Genomic DNA, 19,375 nt, shown 5'->3' with positions numbered 1-19,375 from the left:
AGTGCGCCCCTCCCCTCCGCCCGATCGCCCCGAGGGGCCGATCAGGATCCGCCCATGGCCTTCTTCAGCTCCGCCGCCGCGTTGCGGTACACCGCGAGCAGGTCCAGGTCCTCGCCCGGGTAGTTGACGATCTTCACCTGCTTCGCACCCGCGTCCGGCAGGACCGTGCCCGTCGACATGTGCGCGTTGTCGAGGACGTAGGCGGGCTTCTTCGCCGAGAGGGTGGCCAGTTGGGCCGGGGTGACCGGCTCGGGGCCGTACGTCCCCACGGTCGTGGCGCCCGCGAGGCCGGCCGCCCAGGCGGTGAAGACCTGGGAGACCACGGCCGGGCTCCTCCCGCCCGGCCAGGCGGACCTGAGCTCGCCGTTCAGCTTCGCGACCTCGGTGTCCAGACCCGCCTTCCACCGGGAGGCGGCGTCCTTCGTGCCGAACAGGTCTCCCAGCCGCGCGACTTCGGCCCCGGCCTTCGCCGGGTCGTTGTCGAGGGCGACCTCGACCAGCTTCGCCTTGGAGCCGGCCGCCTCCTTGATCTTCGCGGCGTACGGCTCGAACGGCGCGTACAGCACGAAGTCGGCCTTCGCGACGGCCGCAAGGTCCGAGGGCTTGGGATCGTAGTCCGGTGCGTGGTGCACCGACTGCGGCACGATCACCGTGACGTCCTCGGCCCCCGCCGCCTTGGCGAAGGCACCCTCCCAGGTGGTCGTGGCGACCACCACCGGCTTGTCGCCGCCCGTCTCGGGGGCGGTCGCGCCGGGGGAGCCGGCGCCGGAGGAGGAGGAGTCACCTCCGCAACCGGTGGCGAGCGGAAGGACCGCGCTCAGTGCGAGGAGGGAGACGATACGGGCGGTACGGACGCGGGTGCGCGCCATGAGCTGTTTCTCCGTTCGGGAACGAGATGCGCGGCGAGGACGACAGCCCCCGCCGTCAGGACGAGGACCGGGCCGGGAGGCCAGTCCAGCCACAGGGCCAGAAGGAAGCCGGTCAGATTGACCGCGACGCCGATGCCGACCGCCCACAGGGTGATCGACCAGAGCGAGCGGCCGAGGCGCCGCGCGGCGAGCGCGGGCAGCAGGGTCAGCGCGTCGACGAGGAGCGCACCGGTCAGCTTGATCGCCCCCGCGACGGCGACGGCGACGAGCACCAGCAGCGCGGTGGTGAGGAGGCGGACGGGCACGCCCGAGCACTGGGCGAGCTCGCGGTCGTACAGCAGCAGTGCCACCTCGCGCCGCCGCCACCAGAACAGGGACGGGACGACCACGGCGAGGGCGGCGAGGACCACGAGGTCGGCGGTGCCGACCGAGAGGATCGACCCCCACAGGAGCGCGAACGCGCCTGAGGCGTTGACGCCGGACACGGCGAGGACGAGGAGCGCGGCGGCGATCGCCAGGCTCATCAACAGGCCCATCGCGCCGGACAGTCCGTCGGGGGTACGGGCCAGCGGGGCGACTCCGGCCCCGGACAGGGCGCAGGCGACCAGTGCGCACAGCATCGGGTCGAGCCCGGTCAGGAGCCCGACGGCGATGCCGAGGAGCGCCACGTGCATCATCGCGAACCGCACCGGCATGATGTCGAGGCCGACGATGACCACGCCGATCACCGGCAGTGCGACGGCCGCGAGGAGCAGGGCCACCCCGGCGCGCTGCACCGGGACGAGCTGGAGCACGGCGCCGAGGTCGGCGGCCGCGAGCGCGTTCACCGGACCTCCCGCAGCCGGCCCGCGGCCATCTCCAGGACCCGGTCGCACCGTGCGGCGAGTGCCCGGTCGTGGGTCACGACGACGAGGGTGACCGGCAGTGCGCCCAGGACGTCGGCGGCCTCCTCCTGGCCCTCGAAGTCGAGCGCGGCGGTGGGTTCGTCGGCCAGCAGCACCTGGGCGCCCGCACCGACACAGCCGATCGCCCGGGCCAGGTACATCCGCTGCAACTGCCCGCCCGACAGGGTGTCCACGGGTCTTCCGGTGAGTGCCCCGACCCCGAGCCGGGCGGCGGCCTCGGCCGCGTCGGCCGGTGCCCCGCTGCTCGCGAGGAGCTCGTCCCCGCGCAGCGGGAACCGCCCGGCGGCCGGCTTCTGGGGGATCCAGGCGCAGGACCGGCGCCGCACGGCCCAGTCGGCGGCCGAGCGCGCGGTGCGCCCGCCGACCTCGATGCTGCCGCTCGCCTGCCGGTGCAGCCCGAGGACGGCACGCAGCAGAGTGGTCTTCCCCGAGCCGTTCGTCCCGGTCAGCGCGACGCGTTCACCGGCCGCGATGTCCAGGTCCACGCCCGCGACCGCCTCGTTCCTGCCGTGCCGGCAGGCGACTCCGCGCATGCGTATGTCCAGTCCGCCCATCCTCTGCCTTTCGCCGCTGCCGTGCCGGTGCGGTGGAGAAGTCGGACGGGAGGCCCGCCGGGTTCCCACGATGCGGCGGGTACCCGAGGCGCGGTGGCCGCCTCGGGGCCGACGGGTGTCCGGAGGCCGGGCGGTGACCGAGACCGGGCGGGCGTCCGAGGGCCGGGCGGGCGTCCGAGGGCCGGGCGGGAGCGCGGCTCGCGCGGTCCGGCGGACGTCCCCCTGACGGGAGGGAGCGCGGTGCACGCCGGACGGGCCGCCTTCCTGTCTCACTCGATGGTGTGGACTCCTGGACGATCACCGGCCGACATGCCGGTCGGGGGCGTCGACGGTGCTCGTCGCGTACCTAGACTCCCGGCACATGTCGCTCTGGCTGCTCAATCACTTCAGCACCTTCACCCTGACGGTGGTCACCGTCGGCGGGACCGTCGCCCTGGCCGTCACCGGGAGCGTGATCGCCCGCCGGAGATATCCCTCGCTGGCCGACGGCGAGCACAACGACATGGTCGGGGTGACGCTGGGGATGTTCGGCGCGATCTACGGAATCATCCTCGCCTTCGTGATTGTCACGCTCTGGACGCAGCTGGAGAGCACCCAGACCGTCGTCGCGACCGAGGCCACCGACGTGGCGCTCATCGCCCGTGACGCCGCCGCCTTCCCGCCCCCGGTCCGGGCCGACCTGGACGCCGCGCTGAGCGCCTACGTCCACGGGGTGGTGGAGACCCAGTGGCCCCGCATGCGCGCCGGGGAGCCGAGCTACGGGGCCACCGCCACCAAGCTCCAGGCCGCCTACGACGTGCTCCAGGCGTACGAGCCGAAGACCGCCCGCGAGGAGGTCTTCTACGAGGAGGCCGTCTCCCATCTCAACGACGTCGCCGCCCAGCGCCGGGCCCGCCTGACCATGGCGGAGCAGCAACTGCCGCCGCTGCTCCAGGTCCTGGCCTTCGGCGGCGCGTTCGTCCTGATCCCGCTCACCTTCCTGTACGGCATGCGCCGGCTGCGGATCCAGCTGCTGTTCGTCGCCTCGGTGGCCGCGCTGATCGGGTTCAGCCTGCTGCTGGTCCTCGTCCTCGACCGTCCTTTCGCGGGCGAACTCAGCGTGAGCCCGGCGCCGTTCAAGGAGGGGGCGCTCTCGCCGTACTGGGCGGAGTGAGCGGACGGAGTCCGGGCCGCACCTGATCGGTGCCGTCGGACGATTGACATCGGGGCTGTGTCAATCGTCCCGATCCCGGTGTTGGTCCTCGTGCGCCGAGTGGTGCGAAGGTGAGGTCCGCCCGCCCCGGTGAACCGGGAACGGGCCGCGAGAGGCGGACTTCATGAAGGTGGACGGGGACGGGGACGTGGATCTGGACGTGGACGTGGAAAGAGGCGTGGACGACTTCAGGACGGCGAGCGGTGTGTGCCGGGGCTTCCGGGCCGCCGCCGATGTCGTCGCCGTCCTCGGGATCCCCTACGCCGCCCCGCCGTTCGGCGCCCACCGGTTCCGCGCTCCCCTCCCCGTGCCGGCGTGGACCGGAGTGCGGGACTGCACGCGATTCGGGCCGGTCGCGCCGCAGTCGGCCGAACTGCCCGGCGCGCCCGTGTGGTCCCCCGGCGACGAGGACGTCCTCACCGTCAACGTATGGACCCCGGCTCCCGACGGCGGACGTCTGCCCGTCCTGGTCTGGATCCACGGCGGTGCCTACACCTTCGGCTCCTCGGCCCAGCCCGACTTCGACGGCACCGCGCTCGCCCGTGCCGGTCTGGTCGTGGTCACCCTCAACCACCGACTCGGCTTCGAGGGCTTCGGCCATGTCCCGGGCGGCGGGGCGACCGGCCACCCGGACAACCGGGGCCTGCTCGACCAGGTCGCGGCCCTGCGGTGGGTCCGGGAGAACATCGCCGCCTTCGGTGGCGATCCCGGCAACGTCACCCTCGCCGGCCAGTCCTCCGGGGCCGCTTCGGTCGCCTGCCTGATGGTGATGGACCGTGCCCGCGGCCTGTTCCACCGGGCGATCGCCCACAGCCCCGCCAGCCCCGCCCAGACGCTCGGCATGGCCGCGGCCACCACGCGCGAGGTCGCCGCCGCGGCCGGCTGCCCCGCCACCCGCGAGGGCCTGACCTCCATGACCCCGCGGGACCTGGTCGTCGCGTCGGACCGCGTGGTCGACGACTACCGGCGTGACCCCGCCTCGGGATCCCGCCACTACGACCCCTCGCTCTACGCCCCGGTCCTCGACGGCGACGTCCTGCCCACCGACCCCCTCACCGGCATGGCCGCCGGCGTGACCCGGGGGATGGATCTGCTGGTCTGCCACACCACGGAGGAGTACCGGCTGCTCGACGCCGTCGGCAGCAGCGCCAAGGTGACCACGGACGAGCAGCTCGACCGTCTCTCGGCGGACTTCGGTCTGCCGGACGGCCTGACGGCCGGATATCGCGCCGCGATGCCCCAGGCCCCGGTCCTCGACGTCTACCTCGCCGTCTTCGGCGACCTGCTGTTCGGGGAGTACGCCCACCGGCTCGCCGAGCAGCACACCCGGGGCGGGGGTCGGGCCTTCCTCTCACGTTTCGACCGTCGGCGCTCCGGCCCGGACGGGGCCGTACGGGCCTGGCACTGCGCGGACGTCCCCTTCGCCTTCGGCAACGTGGACGACGACTCCGCGGCCTTCCTCATCGGCGGCGCGCCCACCCCCGCCGACCATGAACTCTCACGCCGCATGGTCCGCGCCTGGGCCGCCTTCGCCACCACGGGCGACCCGGGCTGGTCGCCGGTCACCGACTCCGCCTCCCGGGCCCGGACATGGCGCACCGACGACACCCCGCCCGCCGGTGACCTTCCCGCCGTTCCCCGTGAGCTCTGGGCCGCCGCCGCGTTCCCGCTCCTGCGCCCGTGAGGCGGTGAACCGCCCGGCCCCGCCCGGCCGGGGCGGCGTCGAGCGGGCCATGGCGCGCGCATGACCGTGGTGATTTCGGCAAGACATCGTCACCAAGCCGTGAAGTTTCCCCGGCACGCTGGAACTCCACTCAGCTCGGCAGCGCGTCAGGTCGCGCATCACCATCGGGGGACACCGTCATGAGCACCGTTCGCAGAGCCGCCGCCGTTCTCGTCGCCGTGTCCGCGCTCGCCCTGACCGCCTGTGGGCCCACCGAGGACGGTGCGGCGGGCGGCCCCGAGGCGCCGCCGACGGCCCCGACCAAGACCGCCACGCCGACCAAGACCGCGACGCCGGCGAAGACCGCGACGCCGACGCCCCCGGCGAAGACCCCGGCTCCCTCGAAGCCGGCGAAGCCGTCGGCCACGCCGGACACGGGAGCGCCCGGGGGCGGCGGCTCGTCGACCGACCCGGACTACGACGTGTTCCCGTGCAGCACGTTCGACCTGACCTTCACCGCCACCCTGGCCGAGCCCACGACCAGCAGCTATCTGTTGAAGATCACCAACAAGGGCAGCAAGCCGTGCAGGGCGCTGGGACACCCGGTCGTCACCTTCGGCGACCTCGACGGGCAGGCCGTCGAGCGGGGCCCGGCCCCCGGCATCGAGGACGCGATCAGGCTCGCGCCGGGCCAGTCGGCCTACGCGGGACTGATGGGCGGCATCAAGGACGGCACGGGCTCGACGGTGCACTCGATCGCGATGACGATGAACACCGAGTCCGACCTGGAGCAGAAGCCGCTCAAGGCATCCACCCCCGGGCTGTACGTGGCGTCCGGCAAGAACTCCGTGACCGCCTGGATGACGAACGCCGAGGACGCGCTCAGCCTGTAGGCGTACGGAAGCGCCGTCACGCATCGGCCCGCGGGCGGGACCGGCGTCGTACCCCGGCCGGTGAGAAGGGACGGCGTCGTACCCCGGCCGCCGTGAGGGGCCGGCTTCGTGCTCAGCCGGTGGGCGGATGCGGCGTCGCGCCGCCCACCGGGGGCCGGTCGATCCGGTAGACGTAGTGCAGGCGATCGTCGATCGGGTTGTCCGGCTCCATCTCGCCCTCGGCGACCCGCACCAGGCCCGCCTTCTCCAGCGCCCGCCACGACGCCCGGTTGGCGGCCACCACCGGGACGAGGACCGACGGGGTACCCGGGTGGTCGAGCCAGGTGCGCTCGATCATGGCGCCGATCACCCGTGGCCCGACACCCCGGCCGGTGAACTCCGGATCGCCGATCAGATAGTCGATCGTCGCCGCGCCCCGAGGGACCTCCGTCACCGACGCCAGCTCCGCCAGGTACTCCGGATAGTCGTCCCAGAGGCACCGCTGGACGAGCCCCAGAGGTACGCCGTCCAGCAGCGCGATCCAGTCCTCCGCGGGTTCCTCGCCGCGGGCGACCGGGCCGAAGTCGCGGGCCACGGCGGCCGCGTCCGTCTCGTGGTTCCACCAGCGCGCGACATGCGGCCGGGACAGCCACCGCCGGAGCAGCGGAAAGTCGTCCTCGGTGACCCGACGCCAGGTGATCACGGAAGCTCCTCGGAGGTCAGCGGGGTCAGCAGGGTCTGCGCCACACGTCCAGCTCCGGATTCTTCAGCATCGACGACAGCCGCAGGGCTCGGGCCTCGGGGCAGAACCCGGTCGTGGGCTCCGAGTACTCCACGTGGAACACCGCCTTGCCCGCGGCGACGAAGGGGGCGAGCAGCGCGCACTCGTCGAACTCCGCGCACTCCTCGTTGACCGCGAAGTCGAAGTGGTGGACGAGCCGGGGGATCTGGGCGAGGTCGTTCTTGAGGCCGACGGCGAGACCGCGCTCGTGGGCGATCTCCGCGATCATGCGGTTGTAGCGGAGCTGGTCGTCCGCCGTCAGCGGGAAGCCGGTGTCGTTGGCGTACCCCTCCATCAGGTCCGGCTCCACCGCGTCGAATCCCTTGTCGCGGCACATGTCGAAGCGCCGTTCCATGAGGGGCCGGAGGACCGGGACGCGGCGGATGTCCAGCCAGCGTTCGCCGTGCCAGCCGTTGGGCCCGCCCAGGACGGAGCGCGGGAAGGCGTCCCGGTCGGGGCGGTAGTCCTCCCAGGCCCCGACGTTGATGTAACAGATCACCTTGCGGCCGTCCCGGTGCAGCCGCGCCACGTCGGCGGCGCTGTTCTCGAATCCGTCGATGTCGTACACCGGGACGTCGACGGACGGGTCGACCTTGCCGTCGAGCTGCCACTGCCAGGCAACTCCGGGACGCGGCTGCCATCGCGTGGGCGCGGGGCGGCTCGCGGAGCCGGTGGGAGGGCGGCCGGTCGGCCGGCCGGTGGGGTGGGTCGTGGCGCCGCCGGGAGGTCCGGTCGTGGCGCCCTTCGAGGGGCCGGAGGGGGAAACGGTCGCCGGGCCCGAGCCCGGTCCGGAGCTCGGGCCGGTCGGGGGGCCCGCCGTCGGCCCGGGCGGCCGACCGGCCGCGTGCTCCGCCGGCCGGTCGGGGGCGCCGGAGCAGGCGGCGAGGACGGCCAACAGCAGGAGTACGGCCACCGGGGCCGCCGCCCGTGACCGCCTCACCGGTCCGCCTCCACCAGCGCCGGGGTCAGCCCCGCCCAGGGGTTGGGGGGTTCCCCCGTCACCGGGCCGCACACCCCCGCGCCCCGCTCCCGCGCGGTGCGCACGGCGAGCGGGACGAGCGGGCCGGGAACCCCGTACACGAGGTGGCAGATCCGTTCGGGTGCCAGGCGCGCCGCCCAGGACGGGCGGGTGAAGGCCGACACGTACGAGGACCAGTGGCCCTCGAAGGTGACCGTCAGGTCGGCGAGTCGCGCATAGCCGGGGTCGGGGTGGACACCCGGGTTGAGGACCACCGGGGAGACGCCCGCCCTGCGGAGCGAACGCACCAGGCGCCTGCAGTCCGCCAGACCGTCCCGCCCCGCCGTCGTCCGGTCGAGGAAGCAGCCGTCCACCCCGTACCACTCCTGGTGCCGGAGCGCCTCCGCGGTGATCCGCTCCGCGTCGCGCATGCCGTAGTCCGTGTCCACGTAGCCGAGCAGCCGGGCCCCCGCCGACCGCAGGGCGCGGGCGGCGGAGGCGAACGCCGGATCCGGCGCGTCACCCGGGCCGCTCGCGGGGTTGAGCACGACGGCGTACGTACGCGCGGCACGGGCGATCAGCCGGTGCCACGCGTCCGGATCCTCCGCCGGATGGACGTACAACGGGATCAGCAGGCTCACGGCGCCGCCACCCGGTCGGGTGCGCGGGTGTGGGTCCGCGACGACCACAGCGCGTCGAGCGACGCGTCGAGGGAGTGGACCGGCCGCCAGCCGAGGGCGAGACGGGCGGCGGTGATGTCGGAGCACTGCCACGACACCTGGGCGGACCGGGCCGATCCGGCCCCGTCCGCCTCGACGATCCGCCCGCGGAACCCCGCGACGTCGGCGAGTCTGCGCACCAGCTCGCGCACCGGCAGGGCCTCGCCGCCGCCGACGTTGAGGACGGGCGGCAGGGGTCCCGGCGTGACGGCCGCCAGTTCCACCGCCCGTGCCACGTCCCGCGCGTCCACGAAGTCGCGGTACGCGGACAGGTCACCGAGCCGCAGCTCGGCGGCACCCGGTCCGTCACCGGACCCGTACGCGTCACCGCCCGCGCCGGCACCCGCCTCCTCGGACTCCGCCTCGGCGAGCAGCGCGGTGACCCGGCCGGGCAGGGCCGTGGGCGGCGCCCCGGCGCCCACGGGATTGCCCACCCTCAGGACCACCGCGTCCAGTCCCGACGCGCTCACCGCGAGCGTGCCCGCCAGCTTGGTCGCGCCGTACAGTCCGGCCGGGCCCGGTGTCTCCGACTCCGTCACCCGTCGGCCGATCGTGCCGGGGCCGTACTCCGCCGCCGAGCCCAGGTGGACCAGCCGGGCCGAGGGCGCCGCCTCGCGCAGGGCCGCGCACAGCACCGCGGGCCCGCGCGCGTTCACCTCCGTGAGCGTGACGGCGTCACCCCCGACGGCGCCCGCGCAGTTGACGACGGCGTCGGGCGCGGCCTTCGCCAGCGCCCTGGCCAGCTCGTACGGGCTGTCGGAGGCGAGGTCGACGGTGACGTCGGCCGCCGGGGAGCGGCCGCCGACGAGCAGGTGCGTGTCCGGCAGGGCACGCAGCCGCTCGGTCACATGGCCGCCCAGATATCCGCCGGCGCCCAGGACGAGGATCCGCATCGGTGCTCAGGCTCCTTTGAGCAGAAGGGACTTGCGGCTGGTGAACTCCGCGTTGGCCCGGTCGTAGTCGTCGGGGCGCCCGATGTCCAGCCAGTAGCCGTCGAACTCGTAGGCGTGCGGGGGAGTCTCGGCGGCGAGCAGGTCGAGGACCAGCTCGTCGAAGCCGAGCGGAAGCCCGGGCGTGTAGGCGTCGAGCGTGCTCCGGGAGACACCGTAGACCCCCATGGACACCCGGTAGTCGATGCTCGGCTTCTCGGTGAAGGCGACCACCCGGCTGGCATCGGTGGTCAGCACGCCGAAGTCGATGTGCACCTTGCGGGCGTACGTGGCGATGGTCAGGGGCGCGGCCGAGAACTCGTGCCGGCGCAGGACGTCGGCGTAGTCGAGGTCGGTGAGCACGTCGCCGTTCATCACCAGGAAGTGCTCCGGCAGCCGGTCGCGCAGATTGAGGAGCGGGCCCATGGTGCCGAGCGGGCTCTCCTCGGTGGCGTAGTCGATGCTCATGCCCCACTGCGACCCGTCGCCGACGTAGGCGCGGATGATCTCGCCGAGGTGGCCGATGGCGAGGGTGCAGTGGGTGAAGCCGGACTGGGACAGCTGGCGCAGCACGATTTCCAGGATGGCGTGCTCGTCGCCTATCGGGACGAGCGGTTTGGGCAGCGCGGTGGTGTACGGCCGCAGCCGGACGCCCTTTCCACCGGCCAGGATCACAGCGTGCATGGCAAACCTCCTGCGGGGACGTGCCGGGTGGGTCAGATGTTGTAGATGCCGGTCTTGTACCGGGCCAGATGCGCGGGGTCGACGAACCACTCGGCGGTCCGCGCGAGGCCCTCCTCCAGGGAGCGGCCCGGACGCCAGCCCGTCGCCGCGGTCAGCCGGGACGCGTCGGCGACGAGCCGCATCACCTCGGAGTTGGCGGGCCGCAGGCGCTCGGGGTCCTCGCGGACGTCGAGCGGCGCGTCCATGACCTTGCCGATCAGGGCGACCAGGTCGCCGACGGAGATCTCCCCGCCCGTCCCGGCGTTGAAGGTGCGGCCGACGACGTGCTCCGCCGCCGCCGTGCCCACCGCGAGGAACGCCCGGGCGGTGTCCTCGACGAACGTGAAGTCGCGGGTGGGGCGCAGATCGCCGAGGGTGAGGGTGCGTTCCCCGGCCGCCACCTGCCCGATGACGGTGGGGATGACGGCCCGCATCGACTGGCGGGGGCCGAAGGTGTTGAAGGGGCGCAGCGTCACCACGGGGGTGCCGAAGCTCGCGTGGTAGCTGTCGGCGAGCCGGTCGCCGCCCGCCTTCGAAGCGGCGTACGGCGACTGGGTGTTGATGGGGTGGTCCTCGGTGATCGGCACGGTGAGAGCGGTGCCGTACGTCTCACTGGTCGAGGTGTGCACCAGCCGGGGCGTCCCCAGTGCGCGGACCGCCTCGAGCACGTTGAGGGTGCCGGTGACGTTGGTGTCCACGTAACTGTGCGGCGCCTGGTACGAGTACGGGATCGCGATGAGCGCGGCGAGGTGGTAGGCGCAGTCCGCTCCTTCGAGCAGGGAGCGCACGGAGCCGGGGTCGCGGACGTCGCCGAGCACGATCTCCACGTGGTCGAGGACGTCGGGGGACAGGGTCTCCAGCCAGCCGTAGGAGGAGAACGAGTTGTACTGGGCCATGGCCCTGACCCGGTAGCCGGAGGCGACCAGCAGCTCGGTGAGGTGCGAGCCGATGAACCCTTCGGCCCCGGTGACGGCGGCGAGCGGTGCGGAGGTCAACTCTGTGGTTCCTTTCGTCGGTGGTTCGGCAGTGACTCGGTAGTGGTTCGTGGTGCGTGGTTCGGAGGCGGATCGGTGGTGAGGTGGCGCTGATTCGTCGCGGCCGCGGCCGGCGTCCTGCCGGTGGTGCCGGCGGGGAAGCGCCGTGCGCCCGCTCGTCAGGCGTGTGGTGACGGCCGGCCCAGGAGCACGACGGTGCAGGCGCAGAGTGCGACCGCGGCCACCCCGCAGACCACCGGCAGCACCGCCGGGTGCCCCGGTGAGGGCCCCAGCCAGGTGAAGGCCGCCGCGGCACCGGCGGCGGTGAGACAGACCGCGGCCGGTGGCCAGGCCACGCCGAACGCCTGGAGGAGCAGGGCGGTCCACAGCACCGCGGCGAGGGACAGCAGGCCGAAGGCGTGGGAGCCGGTGAACAGCGCCGCGGGCAGCAGGAGCAGGAGATAGCAGGACAGACAGAGGGCGAGGACGCCCGAGGAGCGGAGCTGGAAGGCCCGGGGTGTCGCGCTGGCGTGCAGCGCGGCGACCGAACGGCCCCGGTAGCGGTAGAGGAGCCACTCCGCCGGGCCCATGCTCAGGGTCAGGGCGATGACCGCGTACGGGTCCCGGCGGCCCTCCAGCATCACCAGCACCGCCGCGGCCAGCCCGAACAGGCCGTACGGCACGGACGCGCGCAGCAGCGGCCGCGGACCGGCGGCGGCCGGGACGGCGAGGCCGGAGGCCAGGACCAGTGCGGCGGCGGCGAGCGTGGCGAGCAGCGCGAGCAGCGGCACGGCGAGGCGCAGCAGCGTGCCCGGCTCCCACCAGGGCAGGACCGCCGCACCGGCGATCAGCGGACTGAGCGCGGCGAGGAGAAGCCGCTCCCGGCCCAGGACCAGCAGCACACCCGCCCCCGCCAGGTAGAGCGACTGGGCCGCCGCCACGGCGGTGACCGGGCCGCCTCCGGCGGGCAGGGCGGCGAGGCCCGTGGCCACGACGGCCCCGAGCACGGAGCCGGTCAGCAGGGTGAGCGTCGCCTCCCGGCGGCCGGTCGCCAGCCGCAGATGCGCGCGGTGACCGAGCGCCTGCCCCCATGCCCAGGAGACGATGCCCGCCACGATCAGGACGGGCGCGTGCCGGTCGACGCGCCACAGCGGGGCGGTGAGCAGATAGGCCAGCGCGGGCAGCGCGAAGAGCAGGCCCCGCAGCAGACAGCGCACGGTGTCGGGCCGCCAGGGGTCGGCGGCGGGCGTGGCCGGCTCGGGGAACGCGCGGGGCACCCGCTCGTACAGCGCCGAGGCCAGCGAGAACAGATCGGGGTGGCCGTACCGTTCCTGGATCACGGCGGCCGACAGTCCGTCCGCCTCGAGGAGCGCGGCCACCTCGTAGGCATGGACGGCGGGCCCTATCCGGTCGGCGAGTTCGGCGGCGAGCGCGCTGACCGCCTCCTCGTCGGGTCCCTTCCGGGGCAGCCGGATGGCGAGCGTCGCGTCGTCCTGCTGCCGGCGGCGGGGGCGTGGCACCGCCGCCAGCCGGATCGCGAGCGTGTCCTGCTCGGCCCGGCCGGGTTCGAGGAAGATCGGGCCGCTCATCCGGCGAAGCTCCCCGAGCCGCTGACCACCGGGGCGGGCAGGACCACACGGACGGGCGACTCCCGTCTGCCGGAGGCCAGTTCGTGATAGATGGCGCGGAACGAGTCGATGGTCTGCCGGAGCGTGAACTGCTCGATCACCCGCAGGCGGGCCGCCTCACCCATCGACCGGCGCCGGACGGGGTCCCCGAGCAGGGTGAGCGCGGCGGTGGCCATCGCGGACGGATCGCGCGGCGGCACCACCAGACCGGTGTCGCCGACCGCCTCCCGTACGCCCCCGACATCGGTGGAGACGGTCGCACGGCCGCACGACATCGCCTCGATCAGGGTGAAGGGGAAGCCCTCGCTGATGCTGGAGAGCATCACGACGTTGCCGGCCGCGTAGGCGTCCTTGATGTCGTCGACGCGGCCCTCGAAGGTCACCGTGCCGGCCAGGCCCAGCTCGGCCGCCAGCGCCTCGCACCGCTCCCGGTACCCCTCGCCGCCCCGGGGCGTACCGCCGAAGAGCCGGAGCCGGACGTCGGGGATCCGGTCCCGGACGAGGGCGAAGGACCGTATCAGCGTCTCCAGGTCCTTGATCGGGTCCACCCGGCCGGCCCAGCTCAGGGTGAGCGCGTCCGGTTCGGGACCGGCGTGCGGGAAGGCCACCGGGTCGACTCCGTTGTAGACCGTCCGGATCGCCGCGGGGTCGGCGCCGCCCTCCTCCTCCCACAGCCGGTTGTAGCGGTTGCCGGGCGTGATCAGTGCCGCCCGGCGGTAGCTCTCCTCGGCGAGCAGCCGGAAGAAGCCGAGGATCACGGCCTTGACCGGCCAGCGGTAGGGGGCGGTGCGGTAGCCGAGGTAGCGCTCGCGCAGGTACACGCCGTGCTCGGTCAACAGCAGCGGCACACCGTGCCGTTCGAGGGCGGCGAGCCCCGGCAGGACGGCCACCCCGCCGCTGACGGCGTGCGCGACACCCTCGACCGGCGCCGGCGCGGAGAGCGGACGCAGGGCGTGTTCGAGCAGGGCGGTGGCGGTGAGCGCGTCGTGCAGGGTCGGCCCCGCCTCGCGTACGGCGATGCCGGGCCGCCGCCATACGGAGGTGAGCACCGCGATCACGGTGTCGCTCCGCAGGAACGGGCTGAGGTGACCGTCCGCCGCCGCGCGCGCCAGGGTGTGGAGGGCGGGAGCGAACCCGCCCTCGGCCGCGGGGTCGAGCAGTGCGGTGAGGAACCTCTCGTAGGCCTCGGCGAGTCGCCTGCCGGACCTGCCGCCGGGCAGCCGGCCGGCGGGCGCCGGGCCCCACATCGGTACGGACAGCACGCTGGACACATGGGCCGGCAGCTCCCATGCGAGGGGCTCGCGCCCGGTGCCGGTGACGGCGATGACGTCGAAGTCGATGTCCGGCATCCCGGTGACGAGCTGGTCGCACCAGACGCTCACACCGCCGTGGCTGTGCGGGTAGGTGCCTTCGGTCAGAAGAGTGACGCGCGGGGCGCCGGGGCGCCGCGCGCCGTGATGAACGTGCATCGATGTGTGCTCCACGGCCGTGGTGGGGGTGATGCCGGTCCCGGCCGCCGCGTGACGGCCGGGACCCTGCTGCCGGTGCGGTGGTCAGCCGCCGGCGCCGGGCGGGACCGCCTCGGCCACGCCCTCGGGCACACGGGCGGCCGGGGCGGGTGCGGCGGCCGGTGCGGCGCCGCCCGTGCCGGTGGCCGTGGAGGTGGCGCCCGCCGGGACGGCGGGCGACGGCAGTGCGAGGGTGAGCGGAGCGCCCGCGGCGGACGTCCATGCGGAGCGCTCGCCGGCGTACGTCTCGCCGAAGGCGGAGCCGGCCCGCAGCGTGCCCTCGGGCATCGTCGCCGGAACCGCCACGCCGCTCGGGCCCTCGACGGTCACGGTGCCGCCGATGCGGTACGCGGTCACCAGGCCGTCGCGCACGGCGGAACGCCAGGCGGCGCGCCGCCGGAGTTCCTGCCCGATGTCGGCCATCCGCAGGTTGACCACCGGGGTGTTCGCGGCGAACAGCGTGTTGTAGCTGTCGAGCACGCCGTCCAGAACCGGGTAGGCGATCCGGTCCTCGGCCAGGTTCGACTGGTGGATGAAGTGCGGCTTGGGGTCGTTGGACAGGACGTGACCCAGCGCGATCTGGCGCTCCAGCGGCACGATGTGGCCCGCGTAGCCGGTGGTGAGGTCGAGCGGGGCGGGCAGGCAGGTGGTGGTGGCGGGGTTGTCCTCGCAGATCCCGCTGCCGCCCTGCGCGCGGCTGGTGTAGATCCAGTTGTACTCGTCGACCTGCTCGGCCGCCCGTCCCGCGTTGTAGAAGACGTTCATCGGGTAGCGGGGGACCGTGGTGGCCGGACCGACCTGCCGCTGGTCGTGCTCCCGGGAGTTGTCCGAGGCGAGCCAGGTGATCCCGTTGTCGGCGAGGGCCGGACCGAGGTTGGGGTTGTCGACGTTCTGCTGGGGCAGGACGCGCAGTCCGGAGTGCTCGCCCGTGACCAGTTCCTGGTTGTCCAGCGGCAGTCCGGCGGTCTGCCCCCACACGCGGTTGAGGGCGATCTCGTCGGAGACGGCCTGCCGGGAGACCCACTTGACGGAGCCGTTCGGCAGGGTGGCGCAGCGCCACGGCACCACGGAGGTGTCCTGCTCGCAGCCGAGGAAGGCATGCGTGTAGGTGTGGTTGATCCAGCGGAACTCGTCGCGCGCGGCGACGAGTCGGTCGGCCAGGGGATCGGCGCCGTTGTTGTCCTCGCGGTGGTCGACGCTGCCGGCCGCGTTGTAGGCGAGGTCGAGGGTGAAGCCGCGGGTGTTCTGCCAGGAGACGGCGTGGTCCACGTCCGCCGGCGTCATGCGGATGGGGTCGGGAGTGGCGTTCGGGTCGGTGCAGTCCACGTCGCCCGGGGTGCAGTTGAGCGTCGAGTTCCAGCGGTCGTCCGCCGCGAGGACGTCGTCGACGTGGACGGCGAAGTAGTTCCGGGAGGCTCCCAGATGCACCCCGCCGGTCATCCACGAGACGATGCCCCGGGCCAGCAGCCGGAACTGCTGCTGGTACTGGTTGTAGACGAAGGTGACGACCAGTTCGCGGCGTCCGTCGTGCCGGTACTCGCCCACGAGCGACCCGCGTCGGGTCGTCCCGGGTATCGCCGCGTCCACGTACGGGATGAAGTCCGCGCCCGCCGCCGGGGTCGAGAGATAGGCGTAACTCTCGCCCACGGAGGGCGAGTTGTCCTCGAACGGCACCGGTCCGTCGAGATAGCCGAACGGCCCCGACCTGCCGGCGGCGGTCACCTGGGCCTGCGCCCCGTCGAGGCTCCCGGAGTATCCGCCGTAGATCGGGTACTGGAGCCCGGCCTCGGGCCTGGCGTAGGTGTACGCGTCGACCTGAGGAACGCCGTAGCTCCGCTCGTAGGCCACGAGCGCGGCCATCTCCGGGGAGTTCGCCGGGAACGGGTTGTCGTTCGGCAGGACGACGGCCTGGAACTTGGCCCTGTTCCGGCCGTCCACGGTGTCCGCGAGATAGCCGGCGTCGATCACGGGCCGGTCGGCGCGGGCGAGGTCGATCTCCGTGTACGGCGTTCCCGCGGCGTCCAGTTCGGCGGCGATGGCATCGGTGGCCGGGCCTCCGTCGGACACGACGAGCACCCGCAGGTCGACGCGGGGAGCCGGGTCGTCCGCGCGGGCGGTCGTACCCGGCAGGACGAGGGCGGCGACGAGCGCGCCCGTGGTGAACAGGGTGGTGCCTGAGATCCGCTTCATGCGGTGGTGTCCCCTCCTGGGAGCAGGGGTGAGTGCAGCTCCGAGGAGCGGACGCACCCCCTCGTGCGACGCCGGCATCCCCCTCGAAGGCCGGTCGTCCACGCATCCGTCGCGTCACATCGTGGGGTATCTGTGGAGCTTCTGTGGTGTTGCTGCGAAAGCTGACGGAAAACCGTAGGCGCGCGGGGCGGTCCGCCCGGCGCGCGAATCGGTTCCTCGGCCCGTCGGCTCCTTGCGGCCCGTGGGACGGATGTGCAGGTGGGAGCGGGCCGAGGGCCACCGGCGGGCCGTTCGGCCCGCCGGTGGAACCGCCAATGGTGGAGACCAATCTTTCGTTCCGTCGGGGGCCGGTTTCCGGACGCGCTTCGCCGTGGTGCCGGTCCGCCGGGTCCGTCAGGCGCAGAGGACGCGGGTCTCCGGGGTGTAGATCGGACCGCCGGTGACGCTGGTGCTGTCGCTGAACTCGGCGTAGAAGTACGAGTAGAAACCGATGTTGCCGTTGCAGCCGGAGTCGGCGGCGACCTGGAGCGTCAGCGTCACGGTGCGGCTCTGGCCGGGCGGGACGGTGGACCCGTAGTTGGCGCCGAGGTTGGCCGGGCCGGTTCCGGAACAGGGGGTGCTGCCGCCGGGGCCGGCGAGGGTGCAGCCGGCGAACGAGTACTTCAGGTCGGGGCGCTGGGTGGTGAGCCAGGTGGGGTCGATCGTCTGGTAGACGAACCAGACGTCGTAGGACTTGTTGTTCGTGAGCGTCATCGACAGGTTCACCGTGCCGCCCGGAGTGGTCGTCGCGGCGTCCGTGGTGAAGGTGATCTGGGCGGACGCCGGTTCGGCCGCGCTCGCGGACGGGGCCATGCCGAACAGGGAGAGCAGCAGGGCGAGGACGGCGGCGAGACCGAGGCGTCTCGTGAGAAGTGATCGCATGGCCGGGAGGCTAGGGACGGGGGTGGCCCGGCGTCTGCCTCGACGGAGGCGCGGGGAACGGCGGACGGCCGAAAGTGTGCTTTCGGTGAAGGCGGTGCGGGGAAAGTGTGAGGGTGGGTGCGGGATCGAGTTCGCGCACGCCGGGGCGGGTGCGAGGCTCCCGGAGGCGACGGGTCCGGTGGCCGGCGCGCCTCCGGGGCGCGGATGAGCCTTTGGCGCGTACGCAACAGACCGCCGCCTCGGCGGTGCCGACGGGAAGCGCTCCGGACCGCTGTCTCCCGGCCACGGGGCCGACTTCCGACCCCGCAGGGCCGCAGGGGCCGGCCGGGTCCGGGGCGACTCGCGCGATGTCCGGCCGGAGCGCCCGTGGCGGGGTCCACGACGGCCTCGGGGCGGTGGGGCGGCCGGCGCCGAGGTTCGCGCCGTGCCTGCTCAGGGGCCCGTCGTCGGGCGCGGCGCGGGGCCGCGGACCGGATCGGGGGCCGTCCCGGTGACCGGGCGGTGTGCCCGTACGGCCACAATTGCGTGACGTCGCCTCCGGGCTACGAACGTGCCGACACCAGGAAGGCGAGACACCACATGAACGTCAGCGCGCACATGGAAGCCGTCTACACGGAGGTCCGCCGACGCAACCCCGGCGAGGCGGAGTTCCATCAGGCGGCGGCCGAGGTCCTCGACTCCCTCGCCCCGGCGCTCGAACGGCACCCCGAGTACGCCGAGACCGGAATCCTGGAGCGGCTCTGCGAGCCCGAGCGGCAGTTGCTCTTCCGGGTCCCCTGGGTCGACGACCGGGGGACCGTGCGGGTGAACCGCGGCTTCCGGGTGGAGTTCAACAGCGCCCTCGGGCCCTACAAGGGAGGGCTGCGGTTCCACCCGAGCGTCAACCTCGGCATCGTGAAGTTCCTCGGCTTCGAGCAGATCTTCAAGAACGCGCTGACCGGGATGGCGATCGGCGGCGGCAAGGGCGGCGCAGACTTCGACCCCAAGGGCCGCTCGGACGCCGAGATCATGCGCTTCTGTCAGTCCTTCATGACCGAGCTCTACCGGCACCTGGGTGAGCACACCGACGTGCCCGCCGGCGACATCGGCGTGGGAGCACGGGAGATCGGCTTCCTCTTCGGCCAGTACAAGCGGATCACCAACCGGTACGAGTCCGGCGTCCTCACCGGCAAGCCGGTGGGCTGGGGCGGCTCGCACGTCCGTACCGAGGCCACCGGCTACGGCGCGGTGTACTTCGCCGAGGAGATGCTCGCCACCCGCGGCCAGGGCTTCGACGGACGGCGGGTCGTGGTCTCCGGCTCCGGCAACGTGGCGGTGTACGCCGCGGAGAAGGCGCACGCCCTCGGCGGCACGGTGGTGGCGTGCAGCGACTCCTCCGGGTACCTCGTCGACGAGGACGGCATCGACCTGGAGCTGCTCAAGGAGGTCAAGGAGGTGCGCCGGGCCCGGATCTCCGCCTACGCGGAGGCGAAGCCGAGCGCGCGCTTCTCCGCCCGCGGCACGGTGTACGACGTCCCGTGCGACATCGTCCTGCCCTGCGCGACCCAGAACGAGCTGGGCCTCGACGACGCCGTGGCCCTGGTCAAGCACGGTGTGCTCGCGGTGGCCGAGGGCGCGAACATGCCCTGCACCCCCGAGGCGGTGAAGGTGTTCCGGGAGGCCGGGGTCCTCTTCGGCCCCGGGAAGGCGGCCAACGCCGGTGGTGTGGCCACCTCGGCCCTGGAGATGCAGCAGAACGCGTCCCGCGACAGCTGGACCTTCGAGCAGACCGAGGCGCGGCTCGCCGCGGTCATGCGCGGAGTGCACGCCGAGTGCCGCGCCACGGCGGAGACGTACGGCGGGAGCGCCGAGGACTATGTGCTCGGCGCCAACGTGGCCGGGTTCCTGAGGGTGGCGGGGGCGATGACGGCGCAGGGCGTCATCTGACGGTTCCGCCCGCCCCGGGGTTCTCCCACCCCGGGGCCGGGTCTTCCCACGGCCGACGCCTCG

The 19,375-nt window shown here is 73.4% G+C and carries 17 protein-coding genes; 4 read left to right on the top strand and 13 right to left on the bottom strand.

The genetic code is table 11. The features are described from left to right. Positions 1-41: 41 nt before the first annotated feature. From IE311_RS13995 to IE311_RS13985, 3 genes are read right to left on the bottom strand one after another with little or no spacing between them, the layout of a single operon-like run. Entirely contained in the window at positions 42-869 is an 828-nt protein-coding gene (locus IE311_RS13995; RefSeq protein ID WP_189831970.1) for a metal ABC transporter solute-binding protein, Zn/Mn family, read from the bottom strand. Next, complete coding sequence (locus IE311_RS13990) at positions 818-1,696, bottom strand: metal ABC transporter permease (RefSeq protein ID WP_189831969.1); 879 nt, start codon at positions 1,694-1,696, stop codon at positions 818-820. Before IE311_RS13990 ends, IE311_RS13995 begins: the two co-directional genes overlap by 52 nt. Then, positions 1,693-2,328, bottom strand: a complete 636-nt coding sequence (locus IE311_RS13985) for an ATP-binding cassette domain-containing protein (RefSeq protein WP_189831968.1) — start codon at positions 2,326-2,328, stop codon at positions 1,693-1,695. The genes IE311_RS13990 and IE311_RS13985 overlap by 4 nt, the downstream gene beginning before the upstream one ends. 361 nt (positions 2,329-2,689) lie before the next feature. Here IE311_RS13985 and IE311_RS13980 point away from each other — a divergent pair, with 361 nt between their 5' ends. The 3 genes from IE311_RS13980 to IE311_RS13970 all read left to right on the top strand — a co-directional run bounded on the left by IE311_RS13980 (position 2,690) and on the right by IE311_RS13970 (position 6,076). Further along, positions 2,690-3,481 (top strand): bestrophin-like domain, encoded by a 792-nt coding sequence (locus tag IE311_RS13980; protein WP_189831967.1) that lies wholly within the window; start codon positions 2,690-2,692, stop codon positions 3,479-3,481. Between the two features lie 217 nt (positions 3,482-3,698). Next, positions 3,699-5,204, top strand: a complete 1,506-nt coding sequence (locus IE311_RS13975) for a carboxylesterase/lipase family protein (RefSeq protein ID WP_189832017.1) — start codon at positions 3,699-3,701, stop codon at positions 5,202-5,204. Positions 5,205-5,383: 179 nt separating this feature from the next. After that, positions 5,384-6,076, top strand: coding sequence for a DUF4232 domain-containing protein (locus IE311_RS13970; protein ID WP_189831966.1), 693 nt, complete (start codon positions 5,384-5,386; stop codon positions 6,074-6,076). A 112-nt stretch (positions 6,077-6,188) separates the two neighbouring features. Here IE311_RS13970 and IE311_RS13965 read toward each other — a convergent pair whose 3' ends face one another. The 10 genes from IE311_RS13965 to IE311_RS13920 all read right to left on the bottom strand — a co-directional run bounded on the left by IE311_RS13965 (position 6,189) and on the right by IE311_RS13920 (position 17,386). Continuing rightward, complete coding sequence (locus tag IE311_RS13965) at positions 6,189-6,758, bottom strand: GNAT family N-acetyltransferase (protein WP_189831965.1); 570 nt, start codon at positions 6,756-6,758, stop codon at positions 6,189-6,191. Positions 6,759-6,783: 25 nt separating this feature from the next. Next, complete coding sequence (locus IE311_RS13960; protein WP_189831964.1) at positions 6,784-7,776, bottom strand: endo alpha-1,4 polygalactosaminidase; 993 nt, start codon at positions 7,774-7,776, stop codon at positions 6,784-6,786. Next, positions 7,773-8,435, bottom strand: coding sequence for a spherulation-specific family 4 protein (locus tag IE311_RS13955; RefSeq protein WP_189831963.1), 663 nt, complete (start codon positions 8,433-8,435; stop codon positions 7,773-7,775). The genes IE311_RS13960 and IE311_RS13955 overlap by 4 nt, the downstream gene beginning before the upstream one ends. Continuing rightward, entirely contained in the window at positions 8,432-9,406 is a 975-nt protein-coding gene (locus IE311_RS13950; RefSeq protein WP_189831962.1) for an NAD-dependent epimerase/dehydratase family protein, read from the bottom strand. Before IE311_RS13950 ends, IE311_RS13955 begins: the two co-directional genes overlap by 4 nt. A gap of 6 nt (positions 9,407-9,412) precedes the next feature. Next, positions 9,413-10,126, bottom strand: coding sequence for a nucleotidyltransferase family protein (locus IE311_RS13945; protein WP_189831961.1), 714 nt, complete (start codon positions 10,124-10,126; stop codon positions 9,413-9,415). A 32-nt stretch (positions 10,127-10,158) separates the two neighbouring features. Beyond that, a complete protein-coding gene (locus IE311_RS13940) occupies positions 10,159-11,160 on the bottom strand; it encodes a GDP-mannose 4,6-dehydratase (RefSeq protein ID WP_189831960.1) in 1,002 nt (333 codons plus the stop codon). 158 nt (positions 11,161-11,318) lie between these two features. Beyond that, entirely contained in the window at positions 11,319-12,728 is a 1,410-nt protein-coding gene (locus IE311_RS13935; RefSeq protein ID WP_189831959.1) for a hypothetical protein, read from the bottom strand. Next, entirely contained in the window at positions 12,725-14,236 is a 1,512-nt protein-coding gene (pelF, locus tag IE311_RS13930) for a GT4 family glycosyltransferase PelF (protein WP_189831958.1), read from the bottom strand. Before pelF ends, IE311_RS13935 begins: the two co-directional genes overlap by 4 nt. A gap of 84 nt (positions 14,237-14,320) precedes the next feature. Further along, the gene (locus tag IE311_RS13925; protein WP_189831957.1) at positions 14,321-16,465 is read right to left on the bottom strand and encodes a hypothetical protein; all 2,145 of its coding nucleotides are present in this window, start codon (positions 16,463-16,465) and stop codon (positions 14,321-14,323) included. 393 nt (positions 16,466-16,858) lie between these two features. Then, complete coding sequence (locus tag IE311_RS13920; protein ID WP_189831956.1) at positions 16,859-17,386, bottom strand: hypothetical protein; 528 nt, start codon at positions 17,384-17,386, stop codon at positions 16,859-16,861. A 579-nt stretch (positions 17,387-17,965) separates the two neighbouring features. On the opposite strand from IE311_RS13920, the gene gdhA reads away from it, so the two are divergent. Further along, a complete protein-coding gene (gdhA, locus tag IE311_RS13915; protein ID WP_189831955.1) occupies positions 17,966-19,312 on the top strand; it encodes an NADP-specific glutamate dehydrogenase in 1,347 nt (448 codons plus the stop codon). Positions 19,313-19,375 lie beyond the last annotated feature (63 nt).

It is taken from the genome of Streptomyces zaomyceticus, from assembly GCF_014656215.1.
Lineage (GTDB): Bacteria > Actinomycetota > Actinomycetes > Streptomycetales > Streptomycetaceae > Streptomyces > Streptomyces zaomyceticus.
This window is presented reverse-complemented; position numbering and strand designations above follow the sequence as displayed.